The organism is Chitinophaga sp. CF118, from assembly GCF_900112615.1.
GTDB lineage: Bacteria > Bacteroidota > Bacteroidia > Chitinophagales > Chitinophagaceae > Chitinophaga.
In genome coordinates, this window is record NZ_FOMK01000001.1 from 2,090,318 (window position 1) to 2,110,347 (window position 20,030).

Genomic DNA, 20,030 nt, shown 5'->3' on the forward strand with positions numbered 1-20,030 from the left:
CGTAAATAATATTCAAACAGATTAATGATAAACCGAAAAATTGCCCCTGAGATAAAGGATGCCGTGGATTTCGACATTACGCTTAAACCTTGCGAAAAATTCACCCTGGATAACGGTATCCCTGTTTATGTAGTAAAATCTGACGAGCAGGATACACTCCAGCTTGAACTCGTTTTTCCTGGCGGTAGCTGGTTCGAAACGGAAAACCTGGTGGCATCTGCTACCAATTTTCTTATGAAAAATGGGACCAGCAAGCATTCTGCACTGGAAATAAATGAAAGTATAGATTATCATGGAGCGTACCTGAACCGTACCAGTCACCATGAAAATGCAACATATACCCTGCACTGCCTTACCAAACACCTAACACAGCTATTGCCAGTGTTACAGGAAGTAATCCAGGATCCAACCTTCTCTGAAGAAGAACTGGGTACGTTTCAACAGAATATGAAACAACGCCTGGCTGTAAATTTGCAGAAATGTGATTTTGTAGCAAACCGCCACATTGATAAATATCTGTTCGGCGAGTTTCATCCTTATGGCAGAGTAAGCACTATGGATTCATATGATGCGCTACAATCGCAAACACTCCTTGCCTTCTACAAACAACACTATACATACAATAACTGTAAGATCTTTGTAGCGGGTAACTTACCCGCCAATATGGTGACTCTCCTGAACCAGTACTTTGGTACTACCAAATGGAATGGAGAAACGAACATTATAAGGGAACAATTACCAATCCTGCCGGCAGAAGAAAAGAAATTCCGCATCTTTAATGATGAAAACGGGGTACAGGGTGCTGTACGCGTGGCGCGTCATTTCCCGAATCGCTATCATCCTGATTTCTCTAAGATGCTGGTATTGAATACTATATTTGGCGGTTATTTTGGCTCCCGTCTGATGAGTAATATCAGGGAGGAAAAAGGGTATACTTATGGCATCTCTTCACAGATCTATAATTTCCGCCAGAGTGGCGCAATCAACATCCATACAGAAGCAGGCCGTGATGTGTGCGAAGCCACTATCAAAGAAATATATAAAGAATTGCATACTCTGCAACAGGAACTAGTGCCAGAAGAAGAACTTCACCTGGTACGGAATTTTATGATTGGCTCTGTATTGGGGGATCTTGATGGTGCCTTCCAGATCATTCAGCGCTGGAAAAATCTGATTCTAAATGACCTGGACGAAAATTATTTCTACAATAATATTCGCACAATTAAGACAATTACAGCAGAAGAATTACAACAACTTGCTCAACAATACTTTACACCGGAAGACTTCTATGAGCTGGTGGTAATATAAGATCCTACTATTTGCTAAAAAGCCATCCATAGGCCCTTCAAGGCGCTTATGGATGGCTTTTTTACATGCAAACAATTGACCATATAATGTTATTTAACTATATTTGCGGTCCTAATAACCGGATCCTATGAAGTTATTGCTCCTCTGCTTGCCATTGTGCTTATGCCTGAATGTTTTTTCACAAGCCAGTAAAACAACTGTAGATTCTCTTGAACTCCGTTATCAACAATGCCTTGGAGAAGGAAACAATGTTTACAATTGTGCATTGCAATATTATACGCAGATGGATAGTCTGCTGAATACCGTATATCGCCAGTTATACAGTAAAATGGATAATAACCGCAGGGAGTCTTTACAGGTATCACAGCAGTTGTGGATTGAAAAAAAAGAAGCATACTTTAAGAACATCGACATCCGCGCTGAGAAGAAAAGGCCCTTAACCCTGCCCGGACTGAATGATGATATGATTGTTACAGACAATAAAGCAGAATATCTGAAGAATCGTGTGATAGAATTATTAGCCAATATTCGCTCATAAAAACTTTTTATAAAAGCAAAACGCGGAATCCTTTACAGGCATTCCGCGTTTTGCTTTTATAGATAATTTACATTCTTTCCTGATGTCTCAGCCATCGTTCCGGCATCTCATTATTACTGGCTTGCACATAATCGCTATAAGCACAAGGCACAAATTCTTTACCTGGCAATTGCATCCACCAGCGGTGTGTTTTCTTGCTTTTCAGGAAAACAGTATTTATATCTGCACACACGATATTAAATTCCCAGAAGGCATCCCGGTTTTCCAATAATGCTTCTTTATTCTTTACCGCATATCCATCCATAAAGTACCATAACATCTGCGCTATCTGTCTTGCCGTTAGCTGATCGCGATCCCTTTCAGGACGATATCCATAAATACCATAGGTACTCAGGCGGCTACTCATACCAGCGTAACGGGAAAGTGCACACGCTTCATCTCCTCCAAGTCCATTAGGAGAGAGGATATTGGCGGGAGCATCATTATGTTTGATGATATTGATATCCAGACTGAAAAGATCTGTATTGCGCAGCACCGGTTCGATCTCTTCCACGTTCTCGCGTACCTTACCCAGGCGATAGCAGTCAAACCGGAGCTTGTCCAATGTTTCCAACATTCGGGGGTGCACATAATAGCTCTGGAAACCGATATGATTATAATGGCGGATATAGTTCGGTTGCTCTGTCAGCATATCCATTAAAAAGCCCTCTGCAGGTATGAGCGATTCTTCTTTCAGGTCTATCAGCGCATCTGCCACTGTGGCCTCAATTACGTACTTCTGTGAACTATATGCCTTGTATTGTGCATAAGTAAGATCATGAGATCCCCCCATGATGATCACTGTTTTGCTGGCATTGATCAGTTCTGCCAGTACGGTTCTGAGTGCGGCATAAGTATCTTTCAGAGAGGCTCCTCTTTTCAGATTTCCAATATCTGCCACATGCACATCTTTGTGCCAGTAATATAAATTGTAAAATTCACGGCGGATAATATCTGCCGCATCACCCCCTTTTTTACCAGGGCCATAACCACGATCTTCACCCACCCCCAACAAAACGATATCTGCTACATCCAGATTAGGAGTATGCCCATCTTCATACAGGTCTACGATCCCACCTATCTGGCATTCATCGTATTCCTCATCGTCGTTCAGGTTCGCTTTGGAAATTGGGTGTAAATAATCATGCAGGAGTGTAAAGTCTGCCATCAAAAACAGTTTTTTTGTTTGCCGGCAAACCTACGAATCAATTATGAATTACGGAATTAAGAAAAAAAGAACCAGTCTCTTAAAAAAATTACATGCTAACGCTGTCTGGTTATAAAGCAGGAGTAATCTGCATTTTTGAATAATGAATTGGGAAAACCTCACATGCTGACATTTCTTAGTTAGAATGAAGGAGTAATAGCGGGTTTTTCTTATAAAGAATAAATTGGGGTGGGAAAAACTCACATGCGGGTATTGCTGATTTTTTGCATGCTTACGCTGCTTAGTTAGCTATAGGAATAACTGACTATTCTTTTTTAAAATAATGCTGATCAGTTCTTATGAATAATGAACTCAAAAGGTTTGTGCTCTTTTCTTGCAAACACCTTTTTTAGTATTGTACGTCTGCTGGTAACACGATTTTTATTACAATCAGCTACTTCCATTACATTACAAAGATACTCCATGGTTTCAACCACGGTCAACATGTCGCTAATTTGTTTTACTGCATACTGGATTTGTTGTTCGTTATACCGATCCTCATGCAGTAAGATCAATAAATCCCTCTCAACTTGTTTCATCTGAAATAATTTGACAGTTCCACTTCGAATTTGTTATTCAAGGTGTTTTCATAATAGCGTGGCCCGGTATAATAGACTAACTGGATGTGATGTTTTGCTTCAAAAGCATTTACAAATCAATGCATTCGCTTCTTATTCATGGTAGGGCATCCGCAATCATTTTTCTTAAAAACCTTACAGCTCTGCCACATTATGCTCAAAGTTCCGCACAAAAAAAAGATAATCAGCCATTTTCTAGTTATCATACTCTTAGTTGTATTCCTGCTAATCTATAATGCCAGTCTGCATGAGAGTTTACCTTTTCTTAACAGTGCGCATTTCTAAATTAAGCTAATTTCGTAAAAAATTCAAATATTTGTCCACAATTTCTACGCGAAAAAAAATACTGGTAGTCCCACTCGACTGGGGGTTAGGACATGCTACACGCGACATCCCACTTATCCATGAAATATTAAACGCTGGCTGTGATGTAGTTATTGCAGCAGAAGGGAAACACGCTGCACTTCTACAGCAGGAATTTCCACAGCTCACCATTCTTTCCCTTCCTGGTTACCGCATTCAGTATGCGCAGAAAGGCTGGTTCTTTGGCATTAAGATCATCCAACAGATCCCTAAGATCCTGGAAGCCATAAAATATGAACAGAAATGGCTGCAACAGGTTGTGACTGAACACAATATAAATGCCGTAATCTCTGACAACCGCTTTGGGCTTTATCACAGCAAAATCCCAACCATCTTCATTTCCCATCAGTTACTGATCAAAACTCCTTTTGGAGGAATTCTTGAAAAGTGGCTGCAGCAGCTTAATTACAGTTTCATCCGTAAATATAGTGCCTGCTGGATTCCCGATTATGCGGGCAGCGACAACCTTTCCGGGATACTGGCACATCCTAAAGTATTACCACCGAATACTACCTACCTGGGTTGCCTTAGCCGGTTTGTGAACCGGCCAGGTGTGGCTAAACAATATGATTTGCTGGTACTGATTTCCGGCCCTGAACCTCAACGTTCTAACCTGGAAAAAATGGTACTGGAACAAGTTAAGTCACTGCCTATCACTGCATTAATTGTGAGTGGAAAACCCGGCACGCCGGAAAAACAACAGATTACCCCACACATTCTTCAGGTTAATCACCTGAATGCCAGTGAATTGAACGAAGCGATGCTGGCATCCGGAATGGTATTGAGCCGCTCCGGCTATACTACCTTGATGGATCTTGTTAAACTGAACAAAAAAGCAATCCTTATCCCTACTCCGGGTCAGTCCGAACAGGAATACCTTGGCAAATTCCTGATGAAAAAGGGATATTTCTATAATATTACACAGGATAAATTCAATCTTCCGGAAGCTCTGGAAGCTGCTAAAACCTTTCCTTTCAAATCCTTTGAGCATGAGGAAGATATGGAACAGTATAAGCAGGTAGTAAGAGATTTCGTAAAGTCGCTGTAAAGGAACTGCTGAACTAAAAATAAGGAATCACACTTAATGGGGCTCTGAGAGAAAGAGACTCCTCACGGGGTCAATGTTTTTCTTTCTACAAACAGGATGCTTTTGATTCAGCCCCGGCCAGTAATAACACCTGCCGGGGCGATTGCTAATGTCAATAAATACACCGCATTTGCCTGTTTAGTTTATTAATTTAGCTTTAGAATAAGATTAGAGATTTATTCCCTGATAAAACTTTACCTAATCATCACAGCAGATAAGGCGTATTTATTGACCATTAGCAATCAAGGGCTGCTACTCTCCTCCATGAATGAAATATGTTATCATCCCTTCGCAACGGCTTCCAGCCCTTCTACCGTCTTTTTATCGCTTCCAATAAAAATCTGTTTTCCAACTACCGCTACCGGGCGTTTTAGAAAAGAATATTCCTGAAGAATCAGATCATGATAATCTTTCTCTGTCAATTCTTTTTCATGCAGTCCCATAGGCCGGTATTTCTGGGAACGGCGACTGAACAAGACTTCATAACTACCACTCAGCGCATGCATTTCTTCAAGTTGTTCTGCCGTAATTTTTTCGGTCTTGATATCCTGTAAAACAAATCCGTTCTCCTTTGCATCAACGGCTTCCAGAATCCTTTTGCAGGTAGTACAGGTAGACAAATGATATATTTTCTTCATCCTTTTTTCTTTGTACGCAAAGATCATCTCACAATAAGCAAATTCCAAAACAGATTTATTTCATAATTGATCCCTATTTTTGGGAGATGCAAGAAAAGAAACTGTTTTTACTGGATGCCATGGCACTGATCTATCGTGCCTACTATGGATTAATCAGGAATCCGCGCCTAACCAGCACCGGCCGGAATACCAATGCACAGTTTGGTTTCACCACTACCTTACTTGATCTTATCAATAAAGAGAAGCCAACTCACATGGCCATTGCGTTTGATACCAGCGCACCCACTGAAAGGCACACCACCTTTACCGATTATAAAGCCAATCGTGAGGATGCTCCGGAAGACCTGACAGATGCCATTCCTGATATTAAAAGGATCATCAGCGGCTTCAATATCCCCTGCGTAGAGCTGGATGGTTATGAGGCGGATGACGTAATCGGGACCCTGGCCTGGGAAGCCGCAGATGCTGGCTACACTGTATACATGGTAACTCCGGATAAAGATTACGGGCAACTGGTAAGAGACAATGTGTTCATTTACAAGCCTCCATACATGGGTAGCAAGGAGGAAATAATGGGAGTGAAAGAGGTATGTGAAAAATGGCAGATCACAGGTGTTCACCAGGTAATAGATATCCTGGGACTAATGGGTGATGCGGTAGATAATATTCCCGGTATTCCCGGCGTAGGAGAGAAGACCGCAATGAAACTGCTTTCTCAGTATGGTTCTATTGAGAATGTACTGGCCAATGCAGATAATATAGCCGGTAAAATGGGCGAAAAGATCAAAGCGGGTGCAGAAAGCGCTATTTTATCAAAACAGCTGGCTACGATTATTACTAATGTGCCGGTCGTTTTTCATGAAGAGGATTTCTGCATTAAAGAGTCTAACAAAGATCTGCTGGCCGAAGTATTTACAGAACTCGAATTTAAAACGCTGGGCAAAAGAATCCTGGGTGAGTCTTTTGCTGCCAGTGCCAGCACAGATACAGGCAATGCACAACTGGACCTGTTTGGCAATATTGTAGCGGAAACCAACCTGCAACCTGCCCGTGAAGAATCACAGGACGCTACACCAAGCATCCTGGTAGCTGAAAATAATATCCATAATACTGCCCATCATTATCATCTGGCAGATACACCAGAAGCGAGAGCCGCTCTTCTTGAAAAACTTTTACAACGGCAGGAAGTATCTTTTGATACGGAAACTACTGGCACTGATGCCAACAATGTAGAACTGGTGGGTATGAGTTTTGCTTTTGCGGCTGGTGAAGCCTGGTATGTGCCGGTACCGGCAGATCAGGTGGCGGCAAAAGCTATTACAGAAAGCTTCCGCCCCTTGTTTGAGTCTACAAACATTCTCTTTGTAGGCCAGAATATCAAGTATGATATGATCGTGTTGAAATGGTACGGTATAGAAATAAAAGGCCCTGTATTCGATACCATGCTGGCACATTATCTTATTGAGCCGGAAGGCCGTCGCAGTATGGATCTCCTGAGTGCGCAGTACCTGCAATACGAACCGGTATCCATAGAATCACTCATTGGTAAAAAGGGTAAGACTCAGGGCAACATGCGTGATGTTGAACTGGATAAAATAAAAGAATATGCGGCTGAAGATGCAGACATTACCCTGCAACTGAAAGAAAAGTTTGCGCCACTATTAACACTCAAAAGTGTAGAAAAAGTATTCTATGAAATAGAGAACCCACTGGTAAGGGTATTGACAGACATGGAATACGAAGGTATTGCGGTAGACAAACAGGCACTGGCTGAGTATTCCCGTGAGCTGGATACAGAAATAAAAAGAGCGGAAGAAAGTGTATATACACAGGCTGGTGTACGTTTTAACCTGGCCTCCCCCAAGCAGTTGGGAGAGGTATTGTTTGAGAAACTCCAACTGGATCCTAAAGCAAAGAAAACCCGCACAGGACAATATGCTACAGGAGAAGATGTATTACAGAAACTGTCTAATAAACACCAGATAGTAGAAGACATCCTGGTATTCCGTGAGCTGAGTAAACTAAAATCGACTTATGTAGATGCCCTGCCATTAATGGTAAATAACCGCACTAACCGGGTACATACTTCCTATAATCAGGCGGTAGCTGTTACTGGCCGTTTGAGTTCCAACAATCCAAACCTGCAGAACATCCCAATCCGGACAGATAGAGGACGGGAAGTACGCAAGGCCTTTGTGCCCCGGAATGAGGAATATATATTGCTGTCTGCCGACTATTCACAAATAGAACTGCGCATCATTGCAGCCATCAGTAAAGATGCCCAGATGATGGATGCCTTCCAAAACAAACTGGATATTCACACTGCTACCGCAGCCAAGGTATACGGCATTGACCTTTCGGAAGTAACATCGGAAATGCGCCGCAATGCAAAGAGTGTAAACTTCGGGATCATTTATGGTGTGAGCGCATTTGGTTTGTCTGAAAACCTGGGTATTGCCCGCAGTGAGGCCAAAATGCTAATCGATAACTATTTTGCGCAATACCCTGCCATTAAAGAATACATGGATTCACAGATCAAATTTGCGCAGGTAAATGGTTATGTGGAAACATTACTGGGTCGTAAACGCTGGTTAAAGGATATTAATTCTTCCAACGCTGTTGTACGGGGATATGCAGAAAGAAATGCTATCAACATGCCTATCCAGGGTACTGCTGCGGATATGATCAAGCTGGCAATGATCTCCATTCACAAAACATTCCAGCAGCATAATCTCCGCTCTAAAATGATCTTACAGGTACATGATGAGTTGGTATTTGATGCCCATCGTGACGAAGTAGATATCATTAAACCACTTATCCTCGAAGGCATGCGCAATGCGCTGCCGCTGGCTGTTCCGGTAGAAGTTGAGATCGGATCAGGTGTCAACTGGTTACAGGCACATTAAATTATATAAAATAAAAGAGCTGAGAATTGCAAAAGCATAAATAACCGGATGAACCGTATACTGTTTAAGCAATTCTCAGCTCCAATATTCATTTTTTACAGACTTTTTATACACAGGAGCCTTTGTGTATAAAAAGCTTCAAATATTTAATTTTCTTTTTGTGTTTCTCTTTAGCTCTGCGGCCAACATTTTCGCCCTCTCCATATAAAATCCCACTGTTGCCTCATCACAGCCATTCAGGAATTATAGCATGTCCCCTATTGTGTTTTACAAATTCGTTTACTAGCTTTCGGCCATGATCCTGACCTCCCGGTTACAATTACTGTCTTGTTCCCTGCAACATTTCGAAGCGCTGTTGCAAGGTGAGGATGTATTGGGTGAACTCCTGGATATAGAAATCCCCGAATTCTGGACCTCGTTCCCTGAGATAATCTTAGTAGCATATGACAAATTACGCAATGACCCTTCTTTACTGGGCTGGTTCTTTTACCTTGTGATACACAAAGAGGACCGGCGGCTGATTGGTGCTGGCGGCTTTAAAGGACGCCCCGATAGTACCGGTACCGTAGAAATAGTGTATGAGATAACTCCCTCATACCGGGAAAAAGGCTATGGTACAGAGTTTACACAGGCCCTTATCCGCTTTGCCTTTAATCATTCATATGTTCAAAAGGTTGTAGCCCATACGGAAGTAGAATACACGGCCTATGTAAAAGTATTGCAAAAATCAGGGATGCATTTTGCGGGTGAAGTTCCTGAAGATCAGTTGTGGCGTTGGGAAATAACCCGTAACCAGTATGAGTTACCGGCAGACTGATCCCTGCATTATTGTCCATTCTTTTACTGCATCCCACCTGTATATAGCCCGTTCGTCCTTCTTTTCGCTATAGCAATGCTTGCTTTCCCTTACATTTATTACCTGTTTTTACCAAAATCAAATCACCACAACAATGAAAAAATGGATCTTATGCTTTGCCGCATTTTGTTCTACAGCGGCAATGGCCCAAACCTCCAATAAGGAAGGTAGCCACTATCAATTTACAGTAATAAAGAACATGGATGCAGGAGATGTGGAAAATCAGGGCCGTACCGGTACCTGCTGGTCCTTTTCCGGACTGTCCTTTTTCCAGGCCGAATTGCTGCGCAATGGTAAAGGCAAAGACCTGAACCTGAGCGAAATGTTTGTAGTAAGAAAAATGTACCCTCTCAAAGCGGTTAATTATGTACGTATGCATGGTAAAGCCAACTTTGGAGAAGGTGGTGGTTTTCCGGACGATCTGTTGTGCCTGCGTGAATATGGTATGGTACCCCAGAGCATTTACGATGGTAACCGGGTAAAAACTTACAACCACGCTGAAATGACTGGCCTGCTGGAAAACATGACTAAGAGCATTGGTGCCAGTGAAGGCATTGTTAATCAAAACTGGAAAACCGCTTTTGATGGTGTGCTTAATGCCTACATGGGCGATGCTCCTCAGAAATTTGATTATAATGGCAAAAGCTACACTCCTCAGACCTTTGCCAAAGAATTGGGACTGAATGCTGATGATTATGTGCTTGTATCTTCATTTACCCATCACCCTTATTACGAACAGTTTGTACTGGAAATACCAGACAACTGGAATTGGGAAAGAGTATATAATGTTCCTTTAAAGGACCTGACGGATATTGCAGAAAATGCTATTCAGACTGGTTATACCATTGCCTGGGCATCCGATGTAAGCGAAAAAGGCTTCAACTTCCGTGAAGGTCTTGCAATAGTTCCCGCTACTGAGTTGGAAGACATGACTCCTGATGAAAGGAAAAAAGCATTTGATGAACCTGTCACAGAAAAAACCATCACTCCTGAATTACGCCAGCTGGCATTTGATAACTTCGAAACACAGGATGATCATGGTATGCTCATTGTAGGTATGGCTAAGGATCAGACAGGAAAAGTATTCTTCCGTGTGAAAAACTCATGGGGTACTGCTAATCCTGGTAACGGCTATTTTTATGCTTCTGAACCATTCTTTGCTTACAAGACTACCTGCATCATGCTGAACAAAAAAGCATTGCCTGCTGCTATCGCGAAGAAATTAGGGATCAAACAATAATTGAGCATTTATTAAGCAATCGTGCATTATCGCATACATTACTTTTACTCCTTTCATCAACCTTTGGTTGTTAAGGGGAGGGATCAAGTCCTTTATTTCAACTGTCCTGGACAGTTGAAATAAAGGACTTGATCTTTAATGACTACGTCAACAATCTTCTCCTAAACCCCCATCAACAGACACTTACAAGAGTTACCGTTAATAATGAACTTATCACTAAACACTACTTTACCTATAGTTTGATGATGAGAAGAATCGGGAATAGAATGAAATATTTGCCTTCGGCAGATGATTATGATAACAAACCAGATCAACCTAAAATCCTTGCGACACACAACTGAATTTAACCTGTTTAAAAGTTAATTCATTTGTTGACGATGTCAAATTATTTATTTGCTTAGATCAAATAGTTTCCTTCTATCATCCTACTGTAGCGGAGATTCAATGCTTCCCTTCAATACGCTGTGCCTCCTGGTAACTTCCCAGGCGAAATTTTACAGGAACTTTGGTTTGTTTCTCCCATGCCCATTCTCTTTTACAGAAATAGCCAAAACATTGCTGATAATAATCTCCCGGACCTACCGGTGAAGTCGCTTTTGGGGCAATGGGTAATTCCTGTGCAGATGAAAAAGTTAACAAAGATACAGGGGCGGGGGCGACCAACCGGAGATTAAAAGAATGAGAGATTAACGGGTAAAGAGGGGCTACCGATAACTGACTGGTAGCTGCTATTTTCTGCTGCGCCATTGACAGGCCGGGAATAGCAATAAGCATTAACAGGATCACCTTTTTCATAAACATTGTTTTAAGTTTATAATAGTTCCTCCCAGCTTCCTGCGCCCTCTCTGATCAGTACCGGTTCTGAATCGGTACAATCCACAACGGTAGAGAAAGTCATTCCTCCTATACCTCCATCCACTACGATATCCACAATCTTTCCGAATTTTTCATGTATGATTTCCGGGTCCGTATATTCTTCCACATACACTTCTATTGGAAGAGAGGTACTCATAATCGGGTTCCCCAATTCACTCACAATTGCCCGGCATATATTATTATCCGGTACACGAATCCCTACTGTATCTTTTTTCGCCTTAAGGATCTTAGGCACCATTTTACTTGCAGGCAAAATGAATGTATATGGACCCGGCAATGCCTTCTTTAACATTCTAAAGACAGGAGTATCCACACTTTTTGCGTAATCTGATAAATGACTCAAATCCGAACAGATAAACGAGAATTGTGCTTTGGCAGGATTTATCTGTTTAATGCGGCAAATCCGTTCCACGGCTTTATGCTGAGAAATGTCACATCCCAGGCCATACACAGTATCTGTAGGGTAAATGATCACTCCTCCATCTTTCAAACATTCAACTATCGTTTTTAAGTGGCGGGGATTCGGATTATCAGGATGTAAGGTCAAAAGCATACTGCTAATTTACGGAATATGCAACGATCCCCGACGATTCAACATTTACACATTCGCACATTAAATAATCTTATTATCTTTCCGCCCGATTTTCTAAACCAATCTGGATGAACACAAAAGGAATTGTTCCGAGAACATGGAGAAGACTGAAGCGCGTGCTATTAGTGCTCTTTATTGCTCATTTACTTTATCTCATCCTGTTACGCTGGGTAAATCCACCAATTACGGTGACCATGATTTCCAGCTGGTTCAGCCTCTGGGGGACTGATAAAAAGTTTCATAAAACATGGGTAGATTATGATGAGATCTCCCAACACAGCAAGCTGGCTGTACTGGCAAGTGAAGACCAGCTTTTTCCTGATCATAACGGATTTGATTTCAAGTCTATAGAAAAGGCAATGAAGCATAATCAGAAAAGTAAAAAGATCCGGGGAGCAAGTACTATTAGCCAACAGGTAGCTAAAAACGTTTTCCTGTGGCAGGGTAGAAGCTGGATACGCAAAGGGCTGGAAGTGTATTTTACTTTTATGATCGAAAAACTGTGGGGAAAAGAGCGGATTCTCGAAATGTACCTGAATGTGGCCCAGACCGGAGACGGTATTTTTGGTGTAGAAGCCGCTGCTCAACAATATTATCACAAGAGTGCCGCTTCACTTAACAGGGAACAATCCGCGATGATAGCTGCCTGTTTGCCTAATCCGGTAAAGTATACAGTCAATCCTCCTGCCCGTATCACGGCATGGCGCCAACGCAGAATTCTTACTCAAATGCGTTTCCTTGCCGGTGATCCCGATATTTCAGCACTGGTAAGCAGCAAGTAATATCACGAACTCATACATAAAAGAAAAGGACGGGGCTTTGCCTCGTCCTTTTCTTTTATGTCACCCAACGAATCAAAGGCTGTATAATTTTCATCCCTTAGACTTCTTTCAGCAAACTATCTATCGCATGAACCGATGTTCGCAGCCTATCTTGCACACTACCGCGGATCTCTACCCAGGGTACTCCGGATGCTGCTACAATATCTCTGTAAACATTAAAAAAGTATTCCCTCATTTTCGGATCAGGGTATTCCCGCTGAGGATCTTCCACCCAGGGAACGTCTATGTAGGTTAGCAAGTACAAATCGTATTTCCGGGAAGCGATGTAAGCCAGGATCAGCGGGTCGCACCCATTATACTTATGCTCACTCCAGACTTTGATTACATGCACATCAGTATCGCATATCAGTAACTTATTTGCCAGCGCAGCCCTTTCATCCTCCAGACTCAATTGTCCTTCAGCTATATCCAGCAAATCATGCTGCTCATATGGACGCGGCAGTTCCTCTATGAACTGGCGGGCATATTCAGGCACCCATATAGTATTGTAGTGTGCCGCCAGCTGTTCACTGAGTGTACTCTTTCCGGTAGATTCCGGTCCTATGACAACTACTTTTTTCATACTGCTTCCTTATGCTTTATATAGATCTTTTGCCAGCTAAAATAACCTAACACCGCTACAATAAACAGGAAGATTGTTAACACTGCTGTGGGAAACAGTTTCTTATGAAATAAAAGGGGGATGGCTACCAGGTTTGAAACATTCAACACCAGCCAGTTCTCTATCTTTCTTTTTGCCAGTAACCACATGCCACTGCAGGCAGTAGCCGATACAAACGCATCTATTAATGGTACATCTGAATTGGAAAAGTTTTTCAGCAAATAATAGAAGGTACCCCAGCCAACCAGGGAAATGAGTAATACAATCATCCAATCTTGCCTGCTGGTCCATGTAATAGGCGTAACCGGTTCTGTTTCATCCTTTTTAGCCCAGTAATACCAACCATATATGCTCATAATAAAGTAGTAAGCATTCATGGTGGCCTCTGCATATAATTTAAACTGATCGCGAGAAAGCAGGTATACATAAATCCCTGTGCTTACCAGCCCTGTGGGATACAGCCAGATACTATTCTGTTTACTGCATATCACGCTAACCGCGCCAAATAGTGCTGCTATTATTTCTAACCAGCTCATGGCATGAACGCCTTCCCGCAAGCTCTGATAGATTATCTCAAAATTCATGTGGCAAATATACGTACAGGCCGCTACTGGCAAATAAAAAGCACAGTCAAAAGACTGTGCTCCATTTTTAACACTATCATTCTCTCAACTATGGCTTATTCTGTTTCTGCCACTACTTCTTTCACTTCCGGGATCATCCGCTTCATCATGCCTTCAATACCAGCCTTCAGCGTAATCATAGAAGATGGGCAGCCTGAACAGGATCCCTGCAGCATTAACGTTACCGTACCTTCGTTGTAATCTTTAAATTGAATTGCTCCTCCGTCCATTTCTACTGCAGGTTTCACGTAATTTTCAAGTAATTCTTTAATACGTTTTACTACATCAGTATCATCCGCACTCACTTCGTTACTACCGGAATCTTTAGTTATTACTATCTCGTCTTCATTCACAATAGGCCTGTTGTTATCCTCCAGGTATTCTTTCAGGAAAGCTTTGATAGTAGGTATGATATCGTTCCAGTCAGTGTCAGAGTTCTTTGTAAGGGTAATGAAGTTAGCCATAATAAAAACACCCCTGATAAACGGAAAGCTGAACAGCTCTGCCGCAAGAGGAGATGGTTTTGCACTGGCTTCATCCGGAAAATCGATGTGCTTGCCTGGATACAACAGTTTGTTAGCTACAAACTTCATTGTTTCCGGGTTTGGCGTCATCTCCGTATATATGCTGATAATTGGATTTCCAGTTTTAATCATGGTATTCTGTTCTTTAGATAATGCAAAGGTAGCAACTTTCACGCAGAAAGATGGGATAGAATCCCCGGAAACCTATCGAATTTTACAATAGATCTATAGACAAATAACATATTTATATAGTATCTGCAAGACTTTAATACTCATTCTGTCAGCGATCTATAACTATTGAAAGAATATCATTACACGTTAAATCCTCTGTTCAAATTACCAACGACAATAGAAACGGCTGGTTTAATTTTTAATAACAACATTGATAATTAGACTTGCAATACCATTCCTTAATTAAATGGTTTCATTACTTTCGCAATTTTCAGGTCATAACGAATTGTAGATGATGGTGAAGCATTTATTAGCGGTAATGCTGCTGACAGGTCTCTTTTCCCAACAGGGTTTTGCACAGTTACCCCCAAAGAGGGAATTGCGTGCTGTATGGATAGCAACAGTAGAGAATATTGACTGGCCATCGAGACGTGGACTGCCCGTAGAGCAGCAGAAACAGGAATTCATAAACATACTCAATACTCAACAGCGTAATGGTATCAATGCGGTTGTAGTCCAGGTCCGCCCGGTGGCAGACGCTTTTTATGCATCTCCATTCGAACCCTGGTCCGAATATCTTACCGGTAAACAAGGGCAGGCACCGGATCCGTATTACGATCCCCTTCAATTCATGCTGGAAGAAACCCACAAGCGGGGTATGGAGTTTCATGCGTGGTTCAATCCCTACCGTGCAATAATGAATGCCAGTCACAACAATGTAGCTGCTACTCACATCACCCGCCAGCGGCCACAGTGGTTCCTCACCTTCGATAACAGGAAATACTTTGATCCTGGAGTACCAGAGGTAAGGGAATACGTTACACAGATTATCCGTGATGTGGTACGCCGCTACGATATAGATGCCGTTCACTTTGACGACTATTTCTATCCTTATCCTGTGCCCGGCAAAAACTTTCCCGACAATAGTTCCTACAGGTTATATGGCCGCGGAATGGCAAGGGACGACTGGCGCAGGTGGAATGTAGATACCATTATCCAGATGGTTGGCAAAATGATTAAGGAAGAAAAACCCTGGGTGAAGTTTGGCATCAGCCCATTTGGTATATGGCGCGGCAAAGACAGGGATTCGGATGGCTCCTATTCGGGTAAAGGTGCACTCAGCAACTATGATGATCTATATGCAGATGTGCTGAAGTGGCTGAAGAATGGCTGGATAGACTATGCAGCTCCTCAGCTATATTGGGAGCGGGGTCATCGGGTGGCAGATTACGAAGTACTGCTCAACTGGTGGGCCCAGCATGGATATGGCCGCCATGTATATATTGGCCACGGATTATACAGGATCAACAGCAATGCTGCCTGGAGTAATCCCGCAGAACTCCCGATCCAGATCACAGAACTACGCACCCTTAATACCATTCAGGGCAGCATTTTCTATAGCGCAAAATCTTTCACAGGAAATCCCCGGGGAATAGAAGATACCCTCCGGAACCATTTTTACCGCTATCCTGCATTAAGACCAACAATGCCCTGGTTGAAAGCAAACACTCCGTTCCCTCCATATTTTATTGATGCTTTTGAACGGGCGAATGGCCTGAATCTTTATTGGGCAGATGATGATACTTCCGGTCGTACCAATCAATATGTACTGTATCGCTTCAATTCAAATGAAGTGATCAACCTGAACGATCCTGCAAAAATCCTGGCCATTCTTCCACAGATGTCGGACCCTCAGTACATAGATGTGACTTACGAAAAAGGGAGAATTTATACTTATGTAGTTACGGCACTGGATCGGTTACAGAATGAGAGCCATGCCAGTGATCCTTTATATATGAAGATTGTAGGCCGTAAAGCGAGATTTATGTTTGATCCCGAATAAACAATTACTGTGATGTTGTTTTAATCGGAGAGGTACTACCATACCAGCTTCTGATCATTTTATCGATATCGGCAAAATGATTTGCAGAGAACTTTCCCGGGAAAATTCTCTGCAATTTTCTAATGTTATTTATACACCGCCATCACTGGTTTGCCCACATTTCCATTTGGCATCTGAATATGTAACATCGCAGCAATAGTAGGCGCAATATCTGTCATGCTCACGGTCTCATTAGTTGCACCATGTTTCACATGCCAGCCCATAAACACCAATGGCAGGTGAGTATCAAAAGGATTCCAGCTACCATGTGTGGTTCCTTTATCATATCCCTGGTACCAGCCCGGTTCCTGAATGATCATTAAAGCACCACAACGTTTAGGATTATATCCGTTGATAATCATTGTTTTGATAGGCTCCGGTACCGGACTATTGCCAATATTTTCTATGTCAACGGCAAACTCAATTCCCGGCTGCTCTTGCAGATATCTTACTGCTTCTTTTTTAACAGCATCATAATCCAGCTTCTGTGCGGCTATCTTTTTTGTGTCAAAACTCAGGTGGTAATTCTGACCGGAAAGCGCCAGCCCATCTACCCCAAACCGGGCTGCCAGTACAGCATTTACGCCAGCCACGAGTTTTGTCCCCGGTACAAGTCCCGCCGGAATGTTATGTTCCTGCATAAATCCTACAGAATGTGCCGCTCCATGATCTGCAGACAGAAACACCAGATAATTACCTTTACCCACCCGCTGATCCAGGTAGCGGAAAAATGCAGCCAGATCCTTATCGAGTCTCAGGTAAGTATCTTCCACTTCTATAGAATTCGGACCATACTGATGACCCACATAGTCCGTAGAAGCACAGTTGATAGTAAGGAAATCCGTTACGCTATCGCTGCCAAGACTATACCCCGCAATTGCAGCTTTGGCAAAATCCAGTGTCAACGTATTGCCGGAAGGCGTAGTGCGGAGGCTAGCAGGATCCTGCTGATAAATCACAGGCATATTATGCGGGAAAGTGCTTGTTGTTTCTCCTTTGAAATTTCCTTCCCATTTAGCTTCATCAGAAGTACTCTGATGATATGTATTTATAGGATACAATGTTTCCCATGGTTTGGACATTAGTTTCGCTGGTTCTTTTGTATTGTTGAAATCCTTTACCCAGCCTGGCAGGTCATTCATATAATAGGAGCTGGTAACAAAGCTACCATTACTATCATCTAACCAGAAAGCACCATCGGGCGTATGCCCAGCCGGCAGTATAGAAGCACGGTCTTTCAGGGACACGCCTACAACTTTTGAACGGAAATTCGTTGCCAGTTTCAATTCGTCTGTGATAGTAGAGGCCAGTAAGTTCCGGGGAGACATTTTTCCAGCATCAGAAGTGGTTCCTATTGATTGTACGGTAGTATCTTCTGTACAGTACCATTTGCGACCTGTTACCTGGTCTGTCCAGTCATTCCCGGTAATACCATGAATAGCAGGTATTGAACCTGTATAAATAGTGCTATGGCCTACCGCCGTAAATGAGGGCAGGTGTGTGATGTAAGCATTTTCGCATGTAAACCCTTCTCCGAGCATCCGTTTGAACCCACCCGCTTCATAACGGTCAGCATAACGATACAGGTAATCCCAGCGCATCTGGTCTACCACGATACCTACTACAAGTTTGGGCCGTTCAACAACCTTCTGTGCTATGACAGAAGTACTCTGAATCATTGCACATGCCAGTACAATAACGGATAATTGTTTATTCATAATCGATAATTTCAACATTCAATTGGTTTGCGTATCAAACACATACATTCTGTTCAATGTTGTTAAAATTATCTATCCTTTCAAAATATTAATTTATCAATGGGCAAATAAAAGGATAAAACTACACTCCTGAACCATTGAAATATTTCCGTTCCGGGCCATAAAAATTTACTCCTGAAAGGGCACAAGAGGTTACTTTATAAAATAAATACTTTCATTTTTACTTCTTTGGAGGGATAAGAAAAAAGAAAATCAAACCTTTTGAAATAGCCTATAAAATGACACAAAAAAACTAAAGAAACAATTACTGAAATACAAAAATATATCCTTGTGAATGAGTTAGCATTACTTTAGTTAAAATTTGCACTTTTTTGAACAGCTAAATCAGGGGTCAGTAACTTCATATCCTTTCATTTATACATTAAAGACCACAAATTTTAATAATATTTTTTTCTGTCATTATGCATTAAATTCAATAACATGAAAGTACTTTTGTAACCATTTGGAAGGAGATTGTCCCAGATGGTGATAAATTTCTATACTTTTTAATTCTTAGTATATGTCAATGATAAATATTGCAGAACGGCATAAATATATCCTCGACAGGCTGTCTGAGAAGGGATATGTAAACGTGGTGGATCTCTGCAAAGAGCTGGATGTATCTGGCGTTACCATTAGGAAAGACCTCAAATTACTGGAAGACAAAGCTTTATTATTCCGATCTCACGGAGGTGCTACAATACACAATCCGTACATCAATGATAAGCCAGTCAACGAGAAGGAAAAGATCCGCAGGGACGAAAAGAACAATATTGCAATAGCCGCAGCTGCGTTGATAGCTCCCAACGATGCTATTATTATCTCCTCCGGTACTACAGCCCTGGCTCTTTCCAGGAACATTCACCCCAAAGGGCATCTTACGGTGATCACTCCTGCATTGAATGTAGCGCAGGAACTGCTTCGTCATCCGGAAATAGAGGTATTACAATTGGGTGGTATTGTGAGGAATAGCTCCTCTTCTGTTACCGGTACTTATGCAGAAAGAATCCTGGCAGACTTTTCCTGCAGCAAACTATTTCTGGGATTAGACGGGATTGATATAGAATTCGGACTTACCACTACCAACATCCTGGAAGCACAATTAAACCAGCGGATGGTGAACGCAGCTCAGAAAACGATCGTACTGGCAGACTCTTCAAAATTTGGCCGGCGTGGCTTTGGTAAAATCTGTGGAATTGAGGATATTGATGAAATCATTACCGACCGCGGCATTTCTCCACATATTGTAAAAGCCCTGGAAGATTTGGGGGTGAATGTCAGAATCGTTTAGACAACATATTATTAAGAGGGGCTGACCAAAAAGGTCAGCCCTTTTCTTTTTGGAAGATAAAGGGCTGATTAGTAATTTTAGATACCACTCAAAAATTACTATGACAAAAAT

At 42.0% G+C, this 20,030-nt stretch carries 18 protein-coding genes; 9 read left to right on the plus strand and 9 right to left on the minus strand.

What is annotated here, in order from left to right; all coding sequences use genetic code 11:
- The first annotated feature begins 24 nt into the window (after positions 1-24).
- Together BM176_RS08300 and BM176_RS08305 are read left to right on the plus strand one after the other, a co-directional pair.
- Entirely contained in the window at positions 25-1,308 is a 1,284-nt protein-coding gene (locus tag BM176_RS08300) for a M16 family metallopeptidase (RefSeq protein WP_090101470.1), read from the plus strand.
- A 127-nt stretch (positions 1,309-1,435) separates the two neighbouring features.
- Positions 1,436-1,846 carry a lysozyme inhibitor LprI family protein gene (locus BM176_RS08305; RefSeq protein ID WP_090101471.1) on the plus strand — a complete coding sequence of 137 codons (411 nt, stop codon included), beginning with the start codon at positions 1,436-1,438 and terminating at the stop codon, positions 1,844-1,846.
- A 67-nt stretch (positions 1,847-1,913) separates the two neighbouring features.
- On the opposite strand, the gene BM176_RS08310 is transcribed toward BM176_RS08305, so the two are convergent.
- Entirely contained in the window at positions 1,914-3,053 is a 1,140-nt protein-coding gene (locus BM176_RS08310; RefSeq protein ID WP_090101472.1) for a formimidoylglutamase, read from the minus strand.
- Positions 3,054-3,382: 329 nt separating this feature from the next.
- A complete protein-coding gene (locus tag BM176_RS08315; RefSeq protein ID WP_090101473.1) occupies positions 3,383-3,631 on the minus strand; it encodes a hypothetical protein in 249 nt (82 codons plus the stop codon).
- A 355-nt stretch (positions 3,632-3,986) separates the two neighbouring features.
- Here BM176_RS08315 and BM176_RS08320 point away from each other — a divergent pair, with 355 nt between their 5' ends.
- Positions 3,987-5,081: a glycosyltransferase gene (locus BM176_RS08320; protein WP_090101474.1), complete on the plus strand. Its 1,095-nt coding sequence runs from the start codon at positions 3,987-3,989 to the stop codon at positions 5,079-5,081.
- 320 nt (positions 5,082-5,401) lie between these two features.
- Here the strand turns inward: BM176_RS08320 and BM176_RS08325 are convergent, their stop codons facing one another.
- Positions 5,402-5,758 carry an arsenate reductase family protein gene (locus tag BM176_RS08325; RefSeq protein ID WP_090101754.1) on the minus strand — a complete coding sequence of 119 codons (357 nt, stop codon included), beginning with the start codon at positions 5,756-5,758 and terminating at the stop codon, positions 5,402-5,404.
- Between the two features lie 86 nt (positions 5,759-5,844).
- On the opposite strand from BM176_RS08325, the gene polA reads away from it, so the two are divergent.
- From polA to BM176_RS08340, 3 genes are all read left to right on the plus strand, one after another.
- Positions 5,845-8,664: a DNA polymerase I gene (polA, locus tag BM176_RS08330; protein ID WP_090101475.1), complete on the plus strand. Its 2,820-nt coding sequence runs from the start codon at positions 5,845-5,847 to the stop codon at positions 8,662-8,664.
- A gap of 295 nt (positions 8,665-8,959) precedes the next feature.
- Positions 8,960-9,481, plus strand: a complete 522-nt coding sequence (locus tag BM176_RS08335) for a GNAT family N-acetyltransferase (protein WP_090101483.1) — start codon at positions 8,960-8,962, stop codon at positions 9,479-9,481.
- A 133-nt stretch (positions 9,482-9,614) separates the two neighbouring features.
- Entirely contained in the window at positions 9,615-10,760 is a 1,146-nt protein-coding gene (locus BM176_RS08340) for a C1 family peptidase (RefSeq protein WP_090101490.1), read from the plus strand.
- 441 nt (positions 10,761-11,201) lie between these two features.
- Here the strand turns inward: BM176_RS08340 and BM176_RS08345 are convergent, their stop codons facing one another.
- Positions 11,202-11,555: a hypothetical protein gene (locus tag BM176_RS08345; protein ID WP_143097752.1), complete on the minus strand. Its 354-nt coding sequence runs from the start codon at positions 11,553-11,555 to the stop codon at positions 11,202-11,204.
- Positions 11,556-11,571: 16 nt separating this feature from the next.
- A complete protein-coding gene (locus tag BM176_RS08350) occupies positions 11,572-12,189 on the minus strand; it encodes an L-threonylcarbamoyladenylate synthase (protein WP_090101493.1) in 618 nt (205 codons plus the stop codon).
- Positions 12,190-12,296: 107 nt separating this feature from the next.
- Here BM176_RS08350 and mtgA point away from each other — a divergent pair, with 107 nt between their 5' ends.
- Positions 12,297-13,010, plus strand: a complete 714-nt coding sequence (mtgA, locus tag BM176_RS08355) for a monofunctional biosynthetic peptidoglycan transglycosylase (RefSeq protein WP_090101494.1) — start codon at positions 12,297-12,299, stop codon at positions 13,008-13,010.
- A gap of 97 nt (positions 13,011-13,107) precedes the next feature.
- On the opposite strand, the gene BM176_RS08360 is transcribed toward mtgA, so the two are convergent.
- From BM176_RS08360 to BM176_RS08370, 3 genes are all read right to left on the minus strand, one after another.
- Entirely contained in the window at positions 13,108-13,632 is a 525-nt protein-coding gene (locus tag BM176_RS08360) for an AAA family ATPase (protein WP_090101495.1), read from the minus strand.
- Positions 13,629-14,255 (minus strand): nicotinamide riboside transporter PnuC, encoded by a 627-nt coding sequence (pnuC, locus tag BM176_RS08365; protein WP_090101496.1) that lies wholly within the window; start codon positions 14,253-14,255, stop codon positions 13,629-13,631. The genes BM176_RS08360 and pnuC overlap by 4 nt, the downstream gene beginning before the upstream one ends.
- Before the next feature lie 95 nt (positions 14,256-14,350).
- The gene (locus BM176_RS08370) at positions 14,351-14,950 is read right to left on the minus strand and encodes a NifU family protein (protein WP_090101497.1); all 600 of its coding nucleotides are present in this window, start codon (positions 14,948-14,950) and stop codon (positions 14,351-14,353) included.
- Positions 14,951-15,281: 331 nt separating this feature from the next.
- On the opposite strand from BM176_RS08370, the gene BM176_RS08375 reads away from it, so the two are divergent.
- Positions 15,282-16,832: a glycoside hydrolase family 10-like protein gene (locus tag BM176_RS08375; protein WP_255373468.1), complete on the plus strand. Its 1,551-nt coding sequence runs from the start codon at positions 15,282-15,284 to the stop codon at positions 16,830-16,832.
- Between the two features lie 125 nt (positions 16,833-16,957).
- Here the strand turns inward: BM176_RS08375 and pafA are convergent, their stop codons facing one another.
- A complete protein-coding gene (pafA, locus tag BM176_RS08380; protein ID WP_090101498.1) occupies positions 16,958-18,589 on the minus strand; it encodes an alkaline phosphatase PafA in 1,632 nt (543 codons plus the stop codon).
- Positions 18,590-19,148: 559 nt separating this feature from the next.
- Here pafA and BM176_RS08385 point away from each other — a divergent pair.
- Positions 19,149-19,919, plus strand: a complete 771-nt coding sequence (locus BM176_RS08385) for a DeoR/GlpR family DNA-binding transcription regulator (RefSeq protein ID WP_090101499.1) — start codon at positions 19,149-19,151, stop codon at positions 19,917-19,919.
- Positions 19,920-20,030 lie beyond the last annotated feature (111 nt).

Bases quoted from the DNA above. Each gene is read 5' to 3' on its own strand.
- BM176_RS08300 (WP_090101470.1), top strand. From the start codon at position 25: ATGATAAACCGAAAAATTGCCCCTGAGATAAAGGATGCCGTGGATTTC.
- BM176_RS08305 (WP_090101471.1), top strand. From the start codon at position 1,436: ATGAAGTTATTGCTCCTCTGCTTGCCATTGTGCTTATGCCTGAATGTT.
- BM176_RS08310 (WP_090101472.1), bottom strand. From the start codon at position 3,053: ATGGCAGACTTTACACTCCTGCATGATTATTTACACCCAATTTCCAAA.
- BM176_RS08315 (WP_090101473.1), bottom strand. From the start codon at position 3,631: ATGAAACAAGTTGAGAGGGATTTATTGATCTTACTGCATGAGGATCGG.
- BM176_RS08325 (WP_090101754.1), bottom strand. From the start codon at position 5,758: ATGAAGAAAATATATCATTTGTCTACCTGTACTACCTGCAAAAGGATT.
- polA (WP_090101475.1), top strand. From the start codon at position 5,845: ATGCAAGAAAAGAAACTGTTTTTACTGGATGCCATGGCACTGATCTAT.
- BM176_RS08335 (WP_090101483.1), top strand. From the start codon at position 8,960: ATGATCCTGACCTCCCGGTTACAATTACTGTCTTGTTCCCTGCAACAT.
- BM176_RS08340 (WP_090101490.1), top strand. From the start codon at position 9,615: ATGAAAAAATGGATCTTATGCTTTGCCGCATTTTGTTCTACAGCGGCA.
- BM176_RS08345 (WP_143097752.1), bottom strand. From the start codon at position 11,555: ATGAAAAAGGTGATCCTGTTAATGCTTATTGCTATTCCCGGCCTGTCA.
- BM176_RS08350 (WP_090101493.1), bottom strand. From the start codon at position 12,189: ATGCTTTTGACCTTACATCCTGATAATCCGAATCCCCGCCACTTAAAA.
- mtgA (WP_090101494.1), top strand. From the start codon at position 12,297: ATGAACACAAAAGGAATTGTTCCGAGAACATGGAGAAGACTGAAGCGC.
- BM176_RS08360 (WP_090101495.1), bottom strand. From the start codon at position 13,632: ATGAAAAAAGTAGTTGTCATAGGACCGGAATCTACCGGAAAGAGTACA.
- pnuC (WP_090101496.1), bottom strand. From the start codon at position 14,255: ATGAATTTTGAGATAATCTATCAGAGCTTGCGGGAAGGCGTTCATGCC.
- BM176_RS08370 (WP_090101497.1), bottom strand. From the start codon at position 14,950: ATGATTAAAACTGGAAATCCAATTATCAGCATATATACGGAGATGACG.
- BM176_RS08375 (WP_255373468.1), top strand. From the start codon at position 15,282: ATGATGGTGAAGCATTTATTAGCGGTAATGCTGCTGACAGGTCTCTTT.
- pafA (WP_090101498.1), bottom strand. From the start codon at position 18,589: ATGAATAAACAATTATCCGTTATTGTACTGGCATGTGCAATGATTCAG.
- BM176_RS08385 (WP_090101499.1), top strand. From the start codon at position 19,149: ATGTCAATGATAAATATTGCAGAACGGCATAAATATATCCTCGACAGG.